This is a genomic window from Vibrio sp. 779(2023), assembly GCF_033344285.1.
GTDB classification, from domain to species: domain Bacteria; phylum Pseudomonadota; class Gammaproteobacteria; order Enterobacterales; family Vibrionaceae; genus Vibrio; species Vibrio alginolyticus.
The window spans coordinates 1-1207 of record NZ_JAWPOM010000155.1; the positions used below are offsets into that span (position 1 = coordinate 1).

Consider the following 1207-nt stretch of genomic DNA (forward strand, 5'->3'; position numbering starts at 1 on the left):
CTTACCGCTAAAACATATCTATCGTTTGGTACACCAGCTAATTCAAGTGAGTTTGGGTAATTAGATTCGTAGGTTTTCTTCCACATCTGCTCATACTGGCCATCCACATAGTCGTACAGACCGACTTCTAATTGAGGTAATGGGCAATGAGGATTGCGAAGTGCACTCTTTTCTACTTTCCAGTTCTCTTTTGATGTCCAGCGTACATATTGGGAGGAGTTTGAGTCTCCGAGTATCACCCAAGTTCGGTAAACTTGTTTATCTTTAGATACAACGGACAAGTGATACAAACCGGCTTCCAGTTTACCTGTAAGGTTGTATCGCTTGAGAAAACTGCGTTCGTTTGCAATTTCTGTCCCATCAGCTTGCTCTTCATAACTGAAAGAGCTGTCACCAGAGATAGACTCATCGACCCAACGACGAAACGATATGTCTTCAATATCTGTTGTCGCTCTAAGTTTGATCACCAAACGGAAAGTGTCGCGCCCCGGACTTTGGATAGTTTGACGAATCACGTTTACGCCACTGATCCAATCAGGCAAGGTAACACCTGTCAGTGATTTTCCACAATTTTTCGAAAGAGATTGACCGAGTAAGTCATTGAGATGAGGAGTTAGATCTTTGCTTGGCTCTGTTTGCCATAACTCAACCAACGAGTTGAACATCCCTGCGAGGTCATCTTCAAGCAGGTGTTGATGAGCTTGTGTCAGTGGCGTATTGGTTTGAAACCAGTCCATCGCATGGACTGGTTTCACTAACGCTAACGAGAGAACTACAGGGAGTAGCGTTTTCATTATCGATTATGCTTTCATCTTGTAGCCTACGCCACGAAGCGTTTCGATTTCAAGGCCTGGCAATTTCTGACGAAGTTGAAGTACGTGAGTATCTACAGTACGTGTTGTAGGGAAATGGTTGTAACCCCATACATGGTCTAGTAGTTCATCACGAGTAAAAACGCGGCCTAGGTTTGACGCCAAGAACAGAAGCAAATCAAACTCAGTACGAGTTAACGTGATCAAATCACCTTTGAAGATAACTTCACGTGTTGCGCGATCGATCTCCAGATCTTTCGTCATCACTTTATCTGCATTAGCTTGATCAGCAGAGTCAGGCGCACGCAATTGAGCACGAATACGCGCGAACAATTCAGCTTCTGCAAACGGTTTTGTAAGATAGTCATTTGCACCAGAGTCTAAACCAGCTACCT

Annotated in this window: 2 protein-coding genes; both read right to left on the bottom strand. The window is 44.1% G+C overall.

Annotation, left to right across the window (positions count from 1 at the left end):
• Positions 1–794, bottom strand: a 794-nt coding sequence (locus tag R8O70_RS25695) for a DUF2861 family protein (RefSeq protein WP_318184523.1), incomplete at its 3' end; no start/stop codon positions are given.
• A gap of 6 nt (positions 795–800) precedes the next feature.
• The coding region (locus tag R8O70_RS25700) for a response regulator transcription factor (RefSeq protein WP_318184524.1) at positions 801–1207 on the bottom strand (407 nt) is incomplete at its 5' end.